At 66.5% G+C, this 15,253-nt stretch carries 14 protein-coding genes and 3 pseudogenes; 10 read left to right on the top strand and 7 right to left on the bottom strand.

What is annotated here, in order from left to right:
• The first annotated feature begins 67 nt into the window (after positions 1 to 67).
• From U4Z64_RS34520 to U4Z64_RS34500, 5 genes are all read left to right on the top strand, one after another.
• Positions 68 to 514: a DoxX family protein gene (locus U4Z64_RS34520; protein ID WP_321822379.1), complete on the top strand. Its 447-nt coding sequence runs from the start codon at positions 68 to 70 to the stop codon at positions 512 to 514.
• A gap of 384 nt (positions 515 to 898) precedes the next feature.
• The gene (locus U4Z64_RS34515; RefSeq protein ID WP_321822378.1) at positions 899 to 1,918 is read left to right on the top strand and encodes an aldo/keto reductase; all 1,020 of its coding nucleotides are present in this window, start codon (positions 899 to 901) and stop codon (positions 1,916 to 1,918) included.
• A 17-nt stretch (positions 1,919 to 1,935) separates the two neighbouring features.
• The gene (locus U4Z64_RS34510; protein WP_321803750.1) at positions 1,936 to 2,349 is read left to right on the top strand and encodes an SRPBCC family protein; all 414 of its coding nucleotides are present in this window, start codon (positions 1,936 to 1,938) and stop codon (positions 2,347 to 2,349) included.
• A gap of 646 nt (positions 2,350 to 2,995) precedes the next feature.
• Entirely contained in the window at positions 2,996 to 3,784 is a 789-nt protein-coding gene (locus U4Z64_RS34505) for an SDR family oxidoreductase (RefSeq protein ID WP_321822377.1), read from the top strand.
• Positions 3,785 to 4,016: 232 nt separating this feature from the next.
• Positions 4,017 to 5,600: an aldehyde dehydrogenase (NADP(+)) gene (locus U4Z64_RS34500; protein WP_321822376.1), complete on the top strand. Its 1,584-nt coding sequence runs from the start codon at positions 4,017 to 4,019 to the stop codon at positions 5,598 to 5,600.
• A gap of 153 nt (positions 5,601 to 5,753) precedes the next feature.
• Here the strand turns inward: U4Z64_RS34500 and U4Z64_RS34495 are convergent, their stop codons facing one another.
• Positions 5,754 to 6,662 carry a LysR family transcriptional regulator gene (locus tag U4Z64_RS34495; protein ID WP_321803756.1) on the bottom strand — a complete coding sequence of 303 codons (909 nt, stop codon included), beginning with the start codon at positions 6,660 to 6,662 and terminating at the stop codon, positions 5,754 to 5,756.
• A gap of 100 nt (positions 6,663 to 6,762) precedes the next feature.
• Between U4Z64_RS34495 and U4Z64_RS34490 the strand changes: the two genes are divergently transcribed.
• Positions 6,763 to 7,782: an aldo/keto reductase gene (locus tag U4Z64_RS34490; RefSeq protein ID WP_321822375.1), complete on the top strand. Its 1,020-nt coding sequence runs from the start codon at positions 6,763 to 6,765 to the stop codon at positions 7,780 to 7,782.
• A gap of 71 nt (positions 7,783 to 7,853) precedes the next feature.
• Positions 7,854 to 8,015 (top strand): annotated as a pseudogene (locus U4Z64_RS34485) (transposase); the annotation flags it as partial.
• Here U4Z64_RS34485 and U4Z64_RS34480 read toward each other — a convergent pair.
• On the bottom strand, positions 8,002 to 8,448 hold the full coding sequence (locus U4Z64_RS34480) for a DUF6196 family protein (protein WP_321822374.1): 447 nt from the start codon (positions 8,446 to 8,448) through the stop codon (positions 8,002 to 8,004). The pseudogene U4Z64_RS34485 and the gene U4Z64_RS34480 sit on opposite strands and share 14 nt — an antisense overlap.
• Positions 8,449 to 8,767: 319 nt before the next feature.
• A complete protein-coding gene (locus tag U4Z64_RS34475) occupies positions 8,768 to 9,556 on the bottom strand; it encodes an EamA family transporter (protein WP_321822381.1) in 789 nt (262 codons plus the stop codon).
• Positions 9,557 to 9,800: 244 nt separating this feature from the next.
• Here U4Z64_RS34475 and U4Z64_RS34470 point away from each other — a divergent pair, with 244 nt between their 5' ends.
• Positions 9,801 to 10,700, top strand: a complete 900-nt coding sequence (locus tag U4Z64_RS34470; protein WP_321822373.1) for a LysR family transcriptional regulator — start codon at positions 9,801 to 9,803, stop codon at positions 10,698 to 10,700.
• Positions 10,701 to 10,715: 15 nt separating this feature from the next.
• Here the strand turns inward: U4Z64_RS34470 and U4Z64_RS37695 are convergent.
• The 3 genes and pseudogenes from U4Z64_RS37695 to U4Z64_RS34460 form a co-directional block, all read right to left on the bottom strand.
• Positions 10,716 to 10,814 (bottom strand): annotated as a pseudogene (locus U4Z64_RS37695) (IS5/IS1182 family transposase); the annotation flags it as partial.
• Positions 10,808 to 11,019: pseudogene (locus tag U4Z64_RS34465) on the bottom strand (transposase); the annotation flags it as partial. The pseudogenes U4Z64_RS34465 and U4Z64_RS37695, both read right to left, overlap by 7 nt.
• An 85-nt stretch (positions 11,020 to 11,104) precedes the next feature.
• Entirely contained in the window at positions 11,105 to 12,418 is a 1,314-nt protein-coding gene (locus U4Z64_RS34460) for an MFS transporter (protein ID WP_321822372.1), read from the bottom strand.
• A 225-nt stretch (positions 12,419 to 12,643) separates the two neighbouring features.
• On the opposite strand from U4Z64_RS34460, the gene U4Z64_RS34455 reads away from it, so the two are divergent.
• Entirely contained in the window at positions 12,644 to 13,807 is a 1,164-nt protein-coding gene (locus U4Z64_RS34455; RefSeq protein WP_321822371.1) for an iron-containing alcohol dehydrogenase, read from the top strand.
• A 68-nt stretch (positions 13,808 to 13,875) separates the two neighbouring features.
• Positions 13,876 to 14,190, top strand: coding sequence for an NIPSNAP family protein (locus tag U4Z64_RS34450; RefSeq protein ID WP_321822370.1), 315 nt, complete (start codon positions 13,876 to 13,878; stop codon positions 14,188 to 14,190).
• On the opposite strand, the gene U4Z64_RS34445 is transcribed toward U4Z64_RS34450, so the two are convergent.
• Entirely contained in the window at positions 14,183 to 15,124 is a 942-nt protein-coding gene (locus U4Z64_RS34445; protein ID WP_321822369.1) for a LysR family transcriptional regulator, read from the bottom strand. The genes U4Z64_RS34450 and U4Z64_RS34445 overlap by 8 nt on opposite strands.
• Positions 15,125 to 15,253 lie beyond the last annotated feature (129 nt).

Here is a 15,253-nt window from a genome sequence, read left to right as displayed (position 1 = left end):
ACGCTGCCGACCTCGGACGCGAAGGGCTTCTGGGGCGCGTTCGGTTGCTCCTGCTGGGCGGTCTGACATGTCGACGACGATCGGCCGGTACAGCCCCGCGTGGATCCGTGTCCTGCTCGCGCAGCCGTGGGTCGGCGCGCTGGTCCGGCTTGCACTCGTTTCCGCCTTTCTGATCGGCGGGGTCGCGAAGGCGCTCGACTTCGACGGCGCGGTCGCGGAGCAGGCGCATTTCGGCCTGCATCCGCCTGCGCTATGGGCTGCACTGGCGGTTGTCGTCGAGATCGGCGGTTCGCTGTGTGTGGTGTTTCGCCGCTTCACATGGCTCGGCGCCGGCAGCCTCGGCGTGCTGACCGTCGTCGCGATGCTGGTGGCGAACGACTTCTGGAACCAGACGGGCGCGGCGCGCTTCATGGCGCTCAACGGTTTCTTCGAGCACTTGGGCCTGATTGCAGCGCTCGTCCTCGTCACGATGCTGGGCGATGCCCGGGATACGCAAGGGGACGGTCGCGCCTGAGGGCATGAGCCGCGCATTGCGACGGAACGCAGATTCCATCACCAGGCGGCTTTTTCCCCGTTGCGCCTTTGAAAGAGGCGCAACGGGGATTCCTTTGCGCGACGCGTTGCAGGCGTGCGGCAATGGGGGGCACGCGTGGCGTTGCCCATCGTGCTCACCGGCGAAATCACTTTTGATCTGAAATCACGAATCGGCGGCCGATTCCGTCGCCAGCCTTGTCGGGCAGGGCCGCCGCGCGAACGGACCCTCCGGACGCGATATCCGCCCACCCCTTCAGACCACGTTTTAGACCTCCAGGGACTCAACTGTGTCGAATTCCGTCTTGGACAGACTTAACCCGTCTGCCTAGACTGAACTCGCTTTCCCTCACCCCTGGAGAAAATGATGAGTCTCAAAGACAAGCTGCCCGGTAACAAGATCCTTGGTTTCGGTACTGCCCCGCTCGGCAACATGTTCCGTAACATCCCCGACGCGGAAGCCGCGGCCACCGTCGAAGCGGCATGGCAACACGGCATCCGTTATTTCGATTCGGCCCCGTTCTACGGCGCCGGCCTCGCGGAAATCCGCCTCGGCGATGCGCTGGCGAACCACCCGCGTGACGAATACGTACTGAGCACCAAGGTCGGCCGCGTGATCCTCGACGAAGTCGAGGACGTGTCGGCGCGCGATCTCGGCGAGAAGGGCGGCCTGTTCGAACACGGCCGGCCGAACCGCATCGTCAACGACTACACGGCCGACGCGACGCTGCGTTCGATCGAGGACAGCCTGAAGCGCCTGCGCACCGACCGCCTCGACATCGTCTGGGTGCACGATATCGCGCAGGACTTCTACGGCGACGAATGGCTCGCGCAGTTCGAAGTCGCGCGCAAGGGCGCATTCCGCGTGCTGAGCAAGCTGCGTGAAGAAGGCGTGATCAAGGCATGGGGCCTCGGCGTGAACCGCGTCGAGCCGATCGAACTCGTGCTCGACCTCGCCGAACCGCAACCGGACGGCATGCTGCTCGCCGGCCGCTACACGCTGCTCGATCACGAGCGCGCGCTGCAACGCGTGATGCCGGCGGCTGCCGCGCAGGACGTCGGGATCGTCGTCGGCGGCCCGTACAGCTCGGGCGTACTCGCGGGCGGCACGCACTTCGAATACCAGAAGGCTTCGCCGGAAATCCTCGCGAAGGTCGAGCGCATCAAGGCGATCGCCGCGCGCTACGACGTGCCGATCAAGGCCGCCGCGCTGCAGTTCTCGATGTCGCATCCGGCCACCGTCGCGGTGATTCCGGGCGCGAGCCGTCCGGAGCGGATCGCGGAAGACCAGGCTGCGCTGAACGTGGTGATTCCGGCCGACTTCTGGCGCGAAATGCGTGAACAAGGTCTGATTGCGGCCAATGCGCCGCTGCCGACCGATCGTTGATCCTGAAAGGTGATGACATGGCACAGGCCAATGCAAGCATCGAGATCGCGGCTTCGGCCGACACGGTCTGGACACTGATCGGCGGCTTCGGGTCGCTGCCCGACTGGCTGTCGTACATCCCGGCGAGCGAGCTGAGCGAAGGCGGTCGCGTGCGCAGCCTCGCGAACCCGGACGGCGACGCGATCGTCGAGCGGCTGGTCGCCTTCGACGACGCGGCACGCAGCTACACGTACGCGATCCTCGAAGCGCCGTTCCCGGTCGTGAACTATCGCTCCACGCTGCGCGTGCGCGAGAACGGCGCGAACGCGGCGACGGTCGAGTGGTCGGGCACGTTCACGCCGGATGGCGCGACCGACGACGAAGCGATCCGCCTCTTCCGCGGTATCTACGAGGACGGTCTCGCCGAACTGGCGAAGCGGTTCGCGGCGTGACGGTGTCGTGGCGTAGCGGCGCGATCGCGTGACGGTGTGACGATGTCGCGCGCGGTGAACGGGTGCCGGTCGTGTCGGCACCCGCCGGCGCCGTGTGTCGTGGCGGGTTTTCATCCGTGACGACGCGTGGCACCGGCGCCACCGCGCGTGCATCGTCAATCGTCGTATGAACGTGCCGAGCCGTCGTCGGCGTTCCGGTCGCGCCGTTCGTCGTCCGGCCGCCGCGGCGGCATGCGATGGACGCGGAACGCGCCCGCATGCGGCGGCGGGGCAACGACCGATAACGCGCGGTTATACCGGTATCACATCCTGTCAATTGTCGCGCGGGGGCGGACTCCGTATGCTGGCCCATTGCGCGGCTTTCCTGCGCATTTCGGACGTGCGCGTCAGTCGGTGCGCCGCCGGCCGGCACGCGCCACGCGGGCGCGCGCACGGCAGCGCCGGCGCGTGACCGTGCCGGCCGGCGCACGCGGCAGCACGGCGGCGTGCACCGCATTCCAGGAACAACGCAGTTGACGTCCTCTTCTCCCTAAAGGGAAAGGATTCCCACAGCTGGCGATGCACGTCCTAACTCGTGGAAGAAGCTGCCCGTCAACAGCACTCCTTTCCTCCCCGTCCTGACGGACGGGGTTTCTCGGAGCAACTGATGAACCTGAACATCGAAGGCCGCTGGGCGCTGGTTTGCGCAGCGAGCAAGGGGCTCGGCAAGGGGTGCGCGCAGGCGCTCGTCGCCGAGGGCGTGAACGTCGTGATCACCGCGCGCGGCAGCGACGCGCTCGACGCGACCGCCCGGGAACTGCGCGCGCTCAATCCTGCCGTCACGGTGATCGCGGTGGCCGGCGACATCACGACGAGCGCGGGCCGCGCGGCGGCGCTCGCGGCCGCGCCGCACGTCGACATCCTCGTGAACAACGCGGGCGGCCCGCCGCCGGGCGACTTCCGCGAATGGACGCGCGATGACTGGATCGCCGCGCTCGACGCGAACATGCTGACCGCGATCGAGTTGATCAAGGCGACCGTCGACGGGATGACCGAGCGTCGCTTCGGCCGCATCGTCAACATCACGTCGAGCGCGGTGAAGGCGCCGATCGACGTGCTCGGCCTGTCGAACGGCGCGCGCACGGGCCTGACCGGCTTCGTCGCGGGCATCGCGCGGCAAAAGCGCATCGCGACGCGCAACGTGACGATCAACAACCTGTTGCCGGGGCTGTTCGACACCGATCGCCTGAAGAAGGCGACGGAGGCGTCGGCGAAGGCGGAAGGCAAGGATTACGAAGCGATGCGCGAAGCGAAGCGGCAGGCCGTGCCGGCCGGGCGCTTCGGCACGGTCGACGAGTTCGGCGCGGTGTGCGCGTTCCTGTGCAGCGGGCACGCGGGCTACCTGACGGGCCAGAACGTGCTGCTCGACGGCGGCGCGTATCCGGGTACGTTCTGATCGTTCGACGCGGCCACCGACGCACCGACGATGCGGCTCGACGGCAACGCACGCGTTGTCGGGGCCGGGTGATGCGAGCCCGGCATCGAGCGCACCGCCGCACGGCTTCGAACCGCCCGGCCCACTCACGGCGACGCGACAGGCGCGCCGGCACGACAAACAACACACAACACCTATGCGAGCCCGTGATCGCACGGCGTTCGCCCCCGATCCATCGACAGAGGAAACGAACATGACACTCGCAGGCAACCTGCTGATCGGCTCGCGCGCACGGCGCGGCACGAACGGCGACACATACGCGGTCAACGCATCCAGCGGCGAACGCATGGCGCCGGCCTTCGGCGGCGCGAGCAGCGTCGATCTCGATGAAGCATGCGCGCTCGCCTGGGCCGCGTTCGACACGTATCGCGAAACGCAACCCGAAGCGCGCGCGACGTTCCTCGAGACGATCGCGGCGAACATCCTCGCGCTCGGCGACGAACTGGTCGAGCGCTGCGTCGCGGAAACGGGCCTGCCGCGCGCCCGCGTCGAAGGCGAGCGCGGCCGAACGGTCGGCCAGTTGCGGATGTTTGCCGACGTGGTGCGCGCGGGCGACTACCTCGACGCGCGCATCGATCCGGCGCAGCCGACGCGTCAGCCGGCGCCGCGTCCCGACCTGCGCCTGCGTCATGTCGGCCTCGGGCCGGTCGCGGTGTTCGGCGCGAGCAATTTCCCGCTGGCATTCTCGGTCGCGGGCGGCGATACGGCGTCCGCGCTCGCGGCCGGCTGCCCGGTGATCGTGAAAGCGCACCCGGCGCATCCCGGCACGTCGGAACTGGTCGGAATCGCCGTGCAGCAGGCGGTGAAGACGTGCGGGATGCCGGAAGGCACGTTCTCGCTGCTGTTCGACACCGGCCTCGAGATCGGGCAGGGGCTCGTGCGCGATCGGCGCATCAAGGCGGTCGGCTTCACCGGTTCGCGCCATGCCGGCACCGCGCTGATCGCGCTTGCGAACGCGCGGCCCGAGCCGATTCCCGTGTACGCGGAGATGAGCAGCATCAATCCGGTGCTGCTGTTCCCGCACGCGCTCGACGCGCGCGGCGACGCGATCGCGCAGCAGTTCGTGCAGTCGCTGACGCTCGGCGCCGGGCAGTTCTGCACGAATCCGGGGTTGATCCTCGCCGTGGACGGGCCGGCGCTCGAGCGCTTTACCGCCGCGGCGGCGGAGCGGCTCGCGCAGGCCGCGGCGGCGACGATGCTCACGCCGGGCATTCACCAGGCCTTCGAGCGTTCGGTGGCCGCGCTCGCGCAGCATCCGCAGGTGCGCACCGTCGCGCGCGCGCATGCGCCGGCCGGCGCGAACCAGGGGCAGGGCGCGCTGTTCTCGACGAGCGCGGACGCGTTCCGCGAGTCGAAGGCGCTGCATGAGGAGATGTTCGGCGCGGCGTCGCTGATCGTCCGCTGTCCGGACCTCGACACGATGCTCGATCTGATCGAGTCGCTGGAAGGGCAGTTGACGACGGCGCTCCATATCGACGAAGCCGACTACGCCGCCGCGCGCACGTTCCTGCCGGCGCTGGAGCGGCGCGCGGGCCGCGTGCTCGTCAACGGTTTCGGCACCGGCGTGGAAGTCGCGCATGCGATGGTGCACGGCGGCCCGTATCCGGCCACCGCGGACGGGCGTACGACGTCGGTCGGCAGTCTCGCGATCCGTCGTTTCCTGCGGCCGGTCTGCTATCAGGACATGCCGGAGGCGCTGCTGCCCGAGGCGCTGAAGACATCGAATCCGCTGGCGATCAACCGGCTGATGGACGGGAAGGTCACGCTCGCGAACTGACGCGCGAGCGGGGGGAAGCCGGCATCAGGTATCGCGCATGCAATCGCATGCGGACCGATGCCGGCTCGATCGATTTCAGACGGATTCGTGTGCGGGGATGCGGACGGCACGACAGATTCCCTGTCTTTGCCGGCGATCGCGCCCCCCGTCACGTCACTCGACCGTCGCGACCACATCCTCGCCGGTCAGAATCTCGCGAAACACGCCGACCAGCGGCCGCAGGTTGACCTTGTGCCATGCGGCCCACAGCGGCGTGCGATAGCTGAACCACGGCAGCTCGCGCAGCACGACGCCTTCCGGCACCTGGTGACGCAGGCTCTGCTGGATCATCGTCACGCCGAGCCCGGCGGCGACGAGCCCGAGCGCCGCGAGCGGCTCGCTCGCCTCGACGGAAATATCCGGCGAGAAACCGGCCTTCGCGCACGCGGCGACGAACGCGCCGTGACGCGGCGCGCTTTCCTGCTGCGTGACGCCGATCCACGGCTGCGTCGCGAGATCGTCGGCCGCGAGCGTCTTCTTCTTCGCGAGCGGATGGCCTTCGGGCAGCGCGAGCAGCATCGGATCGTTCAGCACGCGCATCGATTCGAGTTCCGGATCGTCGGGCGCGGGCGGCTCGGTCACGAGCGCGATGTCGAGACTGCGCTCGCGCAGCCCTTCGAGCTGCGCGGCGGACGTGTAGTTGTACAGCGCGATGTGGACGGCCGGGCGGTCCGCGCGCAGCGTCTTCAGCGCGCGCGGCAGCACGCCCGAGTGCGTGGCCGTTTCCAGGTAGCCGATGCAGAGCCCGCCTTCGTCGCCGCGGCCGAGCCGGCGCGCGAGCGATTCCAGCCGGTGCGCATGGCGCAGGAACGCCTGCGTCTCGCTGAGGAACGTGCGGCCGTCGCGCGTCAGACGAATGCGTTGCTGGCTGCGTTCGAACAGCGTCAGCCCGAGCTTTTCCTCGAGTTGCGCGATCTGGCGGCTGAGCGGCGACTGCGAAATGTGCAGCCGTTCGGCGGCGCGGCCGACGTGTTCTTCCTCCGCGACCGCGATGAAATATTGAAGCTGACGGATGTCGAGCATATAAGACCTCGTGGGACTCAAGTTTGATGAATTATGTCTTGGACAGACATAACCATGCAACCTAGACTGGACGCACTTTCCGTGACCTGTGGAGAAATGCATGCGTCTCAAAGCCACGCTGCCGGCCGACAACACGCTCGGTTTCGGCGCCGCCCCGCTCGGCAACATGTTCCGCGACATCCCCGACGACGAAGCCGCCGCGACCGTCGAAGCCGCGTGGGCGCGCGGGATCTACTACTTCGACACCGCGCCGTCGTACGGCGCGGGGCTGGCCGAGTCGCGTCTGGGTGACGTGCTCGCCGGCCATCGGCGCGACGACTACGTGATCAGCACGAAGGTAGGCCGCGTCGTGCTCGACGAAATGGAAGGCGCGAGTGTGCGCGACTACGGCGAGAAGACCGGAATCTTCGCGCATGGCCGCGCGAACCGGCTCGTCAGCGACTACACGGCCGACGCGACGCTGCGCTCGATCGAGGGCAGCCTGAAGCGCCTGCGTACCGATCGGCTCGACATCGTGTGGGTGCACGACATCGCGCAGGACATCTACGGCGACGAATGGCTCGCGCAGTTCGAAGTCGCGCGCAAGGGCGCGTTCCGCGTGCTGGGCAAGCTGCGCGAAGAGGGCGTGATCGGCGCGTGGGGCCTTGGCGTGAACCGCGTCGAGCCGATCGAGCTCGTGCTCGACCTCGCCGAACCGCAGCCGGACGGCATGCTGCTGGCCGGCCGCTATACGTTGCTCGATCACGAGCGCGCGCTGCAGCGCGTGATGCCGGTGGCAGCCGCGCTAGGCGTCGGGATCGTCGTCGGGGGTCCGTACAGTTCGGGCGTGCTGGTCGGCGGCGCGCACTTCGAATACCAGAAGGCTTCGCCGGAAATCGTCGCGAAGGTCGAACGCATCAAGGCGATCGCCGCACGCTACGACGTGCCGGTCAAGGCGGCCGCGCTGCAGTTCGTGCTCGCGCATCCCGCGGTCGCGTCGGTGATTCCCGGTGCGAGCCGTCCGGCGCGCATCGCGGAAGATGTCGACGCGCTGAACGCGACGATTCCCGCCGACTTCTGGCGCGAGATGCGCAAGCAGGGGCTCGTCGCCGCGAACGCGCCGCTGCCGATCGATCGCTGATCGGGCCGGTCGACGCGAGTCGACAAAAAAATGCCCGCGCAAGCGGGCATCGTCGTGACGGCGCGGTGCGTCGTGCCGTTGCGGTCATCGCTGACAAAGGCTACGACTCGAACGCCTTTATGGAGCGTATCAAATCTCCGCGTGCGAAAGCCGTCATCCCGCTTCGCTCGAACAGAAAAACCAAGCGTCGCTATAGCCGCGTGCCGTATCGGATGAGCTTTATCGATGATCGCTCTGCCCCTGAACAAGCCGCTTGACTTCCTCGATCACCTCGTCTGCCAGCGTCTCGGGTACGCCCCAGTAATCGAAGATACCGCCATCCGCATGATTCTGTCCGCACGTCACAAATACGCCGGTGCCAAATCGATTCTTGAGATGGCTAGCGAGCCAGCCAACGAAGCCACTATTGTCTGCCCCTGCCGGGAAGTGGAATCGAAAGATGCCGAACTGTTCCCGGTGTGAACCGTCACTCGGCACAAGCTGACTCCACACGTTGTCGTCTCGCACCAAGGCAAGTGCATCGGCCCGCACAGCGCTTGGGAATTGATCCAGCGGAAATTCAATGAACGTGTACGTGCCGGAGTAAATCCGTAGGCGTGCCTCGGTGATGACTCGTCGAAGGCGACGCTCAGTTTGTTCGACAGTCTCACGTGAAATATCAACCATGTCTACTCCGAGAATGAGCCGGTTACAGGTCAGATCATCAATGCAGGCAAGAACAAACTTGATCCTACCAGTCATGTAACGCAATCACCGGCGAATAGTCGCCCGAACCGAGCGGACCGGATAACCCGACAACCCGCACAAATGTAAACAGACCCTGGAGCTGCCCGGAGCAGGCGTTTGGCGGACAAACAGGTCGCTCAACATCACCCTGCACTCGAATCGTCGATCGCGGCCAGCGCCCGTCTTGTCATTCCGACTCCGACTCCGACTCCGATGGCGAGGCGACGAAGCGCATGCCAGCCAAGCCTTGTGGAGCCGGCTACTGCTGCATCACGGCGCCTGCGCTGGCACCGATGACAAACAACGTGCCGATACTTTGCAGCAGGGTCATGGGCTGCCCGAGTACCGCAAATCCGATTGCCGAGGCAATCGCAGGCTCGACGCTCATCAGGATGCCAAACGCCGACGCCGTCATGCGCCGTAACGCAATCATCTCCAGAACATAAGGCAAGAGCGGGACGAGCACGGCGAGACCGGCAGCGTCGATCAATTGCCCGGCCGGAAAATGCCCGCCGCTTTCCGCGAGGCCGAATGGCGCGGTCACGAGCGCCGCGACGATCAGCGACGTGGACAGGCCTTGCAGACCATCGAACAGCGACCCCACGCGCTTCATCATCAGGATGTAGGCGGCCCATCCGAGCGCCGAGCCGAGCGGGAATACGAGCGCCGCAACGGGCACGATCCACATGTCGTCCTGGCGCGCGAGCAGCACGATTCCTGCCAGGGCGAGCGCGGGCCACGCGAGCATCCGGATCTTGCGTACGCCGATGGTCGCGACACACAGCGGCCCCAGAAAATTGATCGCGACCGCGAGTCCGAGCGGCACGCGCTTGACCGCCTCGAAGAAGCACAGTGTCATGCAGGCCATCGCGCAGCCGAGCGCGATGGCGGCGATCCAGCGCTGCCGGGAATAGCGCCGGACGGGCGGGCGCACGATCACGGCCAGCGCGAAGGCGGCGAAGCACAGGCGCAGCCAGGTCGTGCTGAACGTTCCGTACTCGATCATCGCGGGCCGCGACAGCGCAGCGCCGAGCTGGACGCTGCACATCGACACCACGGCGAACCCGGGCGCCAGAGCCGCCTGGAAGCGTCGTGTCCGTGACGCGCCATACGACGCATTCGCCGTGAACGCGTCGCGCGCAACCGGTGTGGAAGCGGTCGTGTGCCGGCCGGCCCGGATGCTTCCGATGTCTTCGTTCATGCCGTGCTCCATGATGGCGATGCGGCGATGTTAACCATGCAAGTTCGTTTGGTATAAGCTCGTTTTTTTTATCGGCGCTTCAAGAATATTTATGGCTCGGGATCTCGACAGCGGCTTGTTGCGCACCTTTCTGATCGTGGTCGAAACCGGTAGCGTGAGCGAGGCGGCGCAGGCGCTGCATCGCACGCAGGCCGCCGTCAGCATGGCATTGCGCCGGCTGGAAGACTCGGTCGGGCAGCGCCTGCTCGAACGTTCGCCACGCGGCATCAAGCCGACAGCGGCGGGCAGCGTGCTGCTGCCTTACGCGCAGCGCATGCTCGACATCGGGATCGCGGCGCGCGCTGCGCTGAATGCAGGTGAGATTTCAGGGACGGTCCGGCTCGGCCTCCTCGAGGACATCGCTGTTGGCCATCTGCCGCACACACTGCGTGATTTTGGCGCTTCGTTCCCGAATGTCGCCGTGGAGATCGTCGTCGATTCGAGCAAGGCGCTGTCGCAGGATTTCATGAATGGCTCGCTCGATTTCGCGATCATCGACCCGACGTTCATTCATGCGGAACCGCTCGTGAGGTGGCGGCATCCGCTGTTCTGGGCGGCTGGCCTTGCGTATGACGGAGACGTCCGCCACGCTCCATTGCCGTTCGTCGCATTCGGCGGTGCGTGCCCGTGGCAAGACAGGCTGTATGCGTCATTGCGCGATGCTCGGGTCGCATGGAAAGTCATCTGCACGAGCACGAGCCTGGCCGCCATTCAATCCGCAGTCGAAGCAGGGCTGGGGGTCACGGTCCTGCTCGAATGGAACGTCCGGCGCGATTCGATGCGCGTGCTCGATCCGGCTGCCACCGGATTGCCGCACCCGCCGTCGGCGGAATTCGGCTTGTTCAGCCATGCGGATGGCAGCGATCGCATGTCGGCGGTACAGGCGTTGCAGCGCTTTCTCCTTCGCGAGTTGCGCGATGCCGCAACGCTCCAGGAAGCGCTGACACAATGAGTTTTGAAGCCGTCGCCAGCAGATGATGCAAGCGGCGATCTTCGTGAACGCTTCGTCGATTGCCGCGACGCGTTCGAACCGGATGCGCAGTCGCCTGAAGTTGTGCAGCCAGGCTGTTGCCAGCCGCGCCGTCTGCGCCGGCAGCTCATGCCCGAGCCGCAGCCCGTTTCCTGCGGAAGCATCTCCCAGGGAATGCCGGACTGCGGCACGAACAGGATGCTGGTCAGCACCCCGGGTATCGCGCGCGACGTGGTTTCGGTGGTAGCAGCAGCGGTTGGATCAGTGACCACAATGCGCCATCGAGTATCGGTGTTGCCATGGTCTCCTCGTCAGCGAAACAACGAAGAGGTGAACGGCGCGTGCGGCAGGTGAGCAGCCGCATCAGTTCATTTTGTCGGAGCTTCCTAGCCGTGCGTGCGTGGCCGGTAGTCGATCAGGCTGGAGAACACCGCGATCAGCACGGCCATCACGACGAAGAACAGCAGCGCGAGGAAGTACGAGCCCGACCACTGGACGATCAGCCCGATCAGGATCGGCACCACCACGCCGACCATGCTGCCGCAGAAGTTCATCGTGCCGCCGAGCACGCCCGCGCGCTCGGGGCCGCCGACGATCGCGGGCAGGCTCCAGTACATCCCGCAGAAGCGGATGAAGAACATCGCGATGCTGAGCAGCAGCACGACCGCATTGGCGTTCGCGATGTACGCGGCGGCCAGGATGCACGCGGCGGCGATCAGCGACGAGCCGCTGAACATCGTGCGCATCACGAGGTTCGGCGACGCCCCCGACGCTTTCCAGCGGTCGCCGATGGTTCCGCCGATCAGTTCGCCGACGAAGCCCGACATGAAGATGACGAACGTCGCGCCGCCCGTCGTCGCGATGTTGAAGCCGTAGGTCTTGTGCAGGTAGCTCGGCATCCACGTGAGCAGCCCGTAGAACACCGCGAGGATGCAGCTGTAGCCGGCGAACATCGCGAGCACCGAACGGTCCTTCACGAGTTCGCGCAGCGGCACGCGTTCGGCCGCGGCCTGTGCCGGCGGGTTCGCGCGCGTGATGTGCTCGAGCTCGGCCGCGTTGACGCCCGGATGCTCGGACGGATGGTTGCGGATATAGCGCCACACGAGCACGCCCACCAGCATCGTGCCGATACCGGCGATCACGAATGCGATGCGCCACGAGCCGAACCACGCGATCAGCGCGGAGATCAGGATCGCGCCGAGCGCGCTGCCGAGCGGTGCGCCGCCGTCGACCAGCACGGCGCCGCGGCCGCGCTCGTGCGGCGTGAGCCACGAGCCGATCAGCTTCGCGCCGGCCGGAAACACCGGCGATTCGGAGAAGCCGAGGCCCATGCGCGTGAGCATCAGCAGCAACCAGTTGTGCGAGGCCGCACCGAGCGCCTGGAACGCGCCCCACGCGAGCGTCGCGGTCGCGATGATGCCGCGCGTGTGATAACGGTCGAGCATCACGCCGACCGGGATCTGCATCAGCGCGTACGACCAGAAGAACGCGCTGAGCATCAGCCCTTCGAGCGCGGGCGACAGGTTGAATTCCGGCGCGATCAGCGGCATCGCGACCGACAGCGACGCGCGGTCGATGTAGTTGATCGCGACGAGCAGCAGCATGAGCAGGAAGATGCGCCAGCGGACGCTGGTCGGCCGGGCCGCCGCGTCGAGCGACGCCGATGCGGCCGATGCGGCAGGGGAATGCGAGAGGGGCATGGTTGTCTCCGTCGTTATGGTTGCGGTGCGATGACGCGTTCCGTGCAGCGACTGTAGGGCGGCCGCCGCGTCTTGCCTAATGACGCTTCGTGATCGCGTGATAACCAAACGGCGCGGCGTGCGGGGGAATAAGCGGCCGTTATCGGGCGATCCGGTTTTTTCATTACCGGCGGCGATCGGCCGCTTGTAGTGTCTGGTGCGGAGACTTCACACGGAGAAAGCACCATGAACCCATTCCAATACTTCTTCCCCACCACGTTGAAATTCGGCAACGGCCTCGCGCGCCAGGCCGGTGAACTGCTGAAGCCGCTGTTCGACGGCAAGCTGCTGGTCGTGACCGACGAAGGCCTGATCAAGAGCGGCGTGCTCGAGGGTTTCTTCGCGTCGCTGCGCGACGCGGACGTTGCGTACGCAATCTTTTCGGGTGTCGAGGCGAACCCGAGTACCGCGGTGCTCGACAGCGCGCTGACGTTCCTGAAGGAGCACCGCTGCACCGCGGTGATCGGCGTCGGCGGCGGCAGCAGCATCGACACCGCGAAGGGCGTGGCCGCGATGGCGACCAACGGCGGCACGATCCTCGATTACGAGGGCTACAACAGGATTCCAGACGAACCGCTGCCGATCTTCGCGATCCCGACCACGTCGGGCACCGGCAGCGAGTGCACGGCTTCGACGGTGTTCACGAACCGGGAAACGCTGTTCAAGACCGTGATCGTCAGCCACAAGATTTTCCCGAAGCTCGCGATCCTCGATGCGGAACTCACGCTGAAGCTGCCCGCGCCGATCACGGCGGCCACCGGGATGGACGCGCTGACCCACGCGATCGAATCGTACGTGTCGAAGCAGGCGAACCCGGTCAGCCAGTCGCTCGCGCTCGGCGCGATCCGCCTGATCGGGCGCAGCCTGCGCACCGCGTTCTACGTCGGCTCCGACCTCGCCGCGCGTGAAGACATGCTGCTCGGCTCGTTCCTCGCCGGCGTCGCGTTCTCGCAGTCGAAGCTCGGCAACGTGCATGCGATCTCGCACACGATGGGCGGTGTGTTCGACATTGCCCACGGCATCGCGAACGCGGCGCTGCTGCCGTACGTGATCGACTTCAACCGCCCGGCGTGCCCGGCGCTGTTCCGCGACATCGCGGAAGCGCTCGGCGGCGACGTGGCCGGCCTCGATGCGGAAACAGCCGCGCGTGCGCTGGTCGAGCAGATCGTCGAACTCAATCGCGCGCTCGCGATTCCTTCGAACATCCGCGAACTCGGCGTCGATCTCGCGCACCTGCCGCAGATGGTGGCCGACTCGATGCGCAGCGGCAACGTGCTCGTCAATCCGCGCCTGACGACCGCGCGCGACGTCGAAGCGATCATCCGTGCCGCATACGCCGGCGAGATCTGATTGCGCGGCGCTTCATGCGCGCGCCTCCGATTCCACGATTCCCCGATTCGATTCAACCAGGAGCAGTCATGTATTACGAAATGCGGACCTACACGGTCCAGATCGGCAAGATGAACGAATACCTGCGGCACTTCGAGAACGAAGGCCTGCCGGTGATTTCCCGCTATGCGACGCTGGTCGGCTGGTGGTACACGGAAATCGGCGAGCTGAACCAGGTCGTCCACATCTGGGCGTACGACAGCCTCGACGACCGCATCAAGCGGCGCACCGCGCTGTACGAGGATCCGGACTGGCTCGAGAAGTTCGTGCCGAAGGCGTTCCCGATGCTGGAAAAAATGGAGTCGAAGCTGCTGCGTCCGGCCGCGTTCTCGCCGATCAAGTAGGCAGCGGCTGCTGTAGCGTCTCGACGAGCATACGCGCACCGGGTGTCAGGTGCGCGAAGGTGCGGGCCACCACGCCGAACGGCTCGTCGAGCGCGGGGATCGCGACCGGCAGGCACGCGACGAGGCCGAAGCGCTCGCCGAACTCGGCGACTTCGCGCGGGATCACCGCGACCAGTTCCGGGTTCGCCTGCAGCAGCGTCAGCGTCGCGAACGTCGACGCCGTCTCGATCGGATAACTCGGCACCTCGATGCCGGCATCCGCGAGCGCACGTTCGAGCGCGAGCCGCATCGGCGTGTTGACCGGATACGCGACCCATTCCGCGTCGGCGAGATCGTGCAGCGTCAGCGCGTCGCGTTCGGCCAGCGCATGCGTGCGCGCGGTCACGACCGCGAGCGGTTCGGACTGCAGCGGGATAGAGTCGTAGGCTTCCGGGCGCCGGTTGTTGCCGTTGCGGCAGATCGCGAGATCGATGCGGCCGTCGTCGATCAGGGCGAGCAGGCTCGCGCTGGTGCCTTCGACGATCTCGACCGACAGGTGCGGCTGGCGCCGGCGCAGGTCGGTCAGCGCGCGCGTGAGCAGCGGCACCGCGCCCATGATCACGCCGACGGCCAGATGGCCGCCATGCCCCTGCGTGATCGCGAGCACTTCGGTATGCAGGTGTTCGAGGTCGCTGTAGATGAGGCGCGCATAGCGCGTGACGCAGCGGCCGAGGTCGTTCGCGACGAGGCCTTTCGGCTGCCGCTCGAACAGCGGCATGCCGAGGATGTCCTCGATCTCGCGCAGCACCTTGGTCGCGCCGGGCTGCGAGATCGCGATTTCTTCGGCGGCCTTGTGCAGCGAGCCGTGGTTTTCGAGCGCGATCAGCAGCTTGAGCTGCTTCAGGCGAAGGCGCGACGCGATGTTCGCGAGAGAGGGAACGGCCAGCGGTTTCATGGCGACGACCAAACCGAAAGCGGCGATTATAGCCCTGCCGGGCCGAAAACGATCTTGAGGATCGCTAATGCAGAACCGGTTCACGCGCGTGCGGCGAACCGGCCCCGCACGCGACGCGGCCCGTGATGT

Origin of the sequence: Burkholderia sp. BCC1996 (assembly GCF_905339955.1) — a bacterium.
GTDB lineage: Bacteria > Pseudomonadota > Gammaproteobacteria > Burkholderiales > Burkholderiaceae > Burkholderia.
The sequence above is the reverse complement of the archived record's forward strand: the minus strand, read 5'-3'. Positions and strand labels throughout refer to the sequence as shown.